Origin of the sequence: Streptomyces sp. NPDC050743 (assembly GCF_044456925.1) — a bacterium.
In the GTDB taxonomy this organism is placed as follows: domain Bacteria; phylum Actinomycetota; class Actinomycetes; order Streptomycetales; family Streptomycetaceae; genus Streptomyces.
On the sequence record NZ_JBITGJ010000003.1, the window covers coordinates 21,905 to 22,496 of the forward strand.

1 pseudogene is annotated in these 592 nt (G+C 75.3%); it reads left to right on the forward strand.

Annotation, left to right across the window (positions count from 1 at the left end):
• Positions 1-32: 32 nt before the first annotated feature.
• A pseudogene (locus ACIBJF_RS04320) lies at positions 33-592 on the forward strand (hypothetical protein); the annotation flags it as partial.

Here is a 592-nt window from a genome sequence, read left to right on the forward strand (position 1 = left end):
TCCCGGCTCGGCAGCCCGGCTGGGTACCGACGGTGGGCCAGGAGACGGGCGTAGTTCCGGCCTGGCAGACGGGCGTGCTGACGATGTGGGGCCCGGGGGTGAGCGCGGTCCCGGCTCGGCAGCCCGGCTGGGTACCGACGGTGGGCCAGGAGACGGGCGTAGTTCCGGCCTGGCAGACGGGCGTGCTGACGATGTGGGGCCCGGAGGCGGGCACAGCAGCCCCGGCCGGGCAGACGGCCACGACGCCAACGCCGCGCCTGGAGACGGGCGTAGCCCCGAACGAGCAGACGGTTGCGTTTCCGACACGCGACTCGGAGATGAGCGCAGCCCCGGCCCGGCTAACCGGCAGGGTGCCGACACTGGGCCCCGAGAAGGGCCTAGACCCGGCCTGGCAGACGGCCACGCCACTGGCACCGACCCCGGAGGCGCCAACAGTCCCGCCCAGGCAGACGGGCGCGTTGCAGACGTGGGGCTCGGAGCCGGGCGCGGCCCCGGCCCGACAGCCCGGCGGGGTGCCGACGGTGGGCCAGGAGACAGGCACAGTCCCGACCTGGCACACGGGCGTGCTGACGATGTGGGGCCCGGGAGTGAG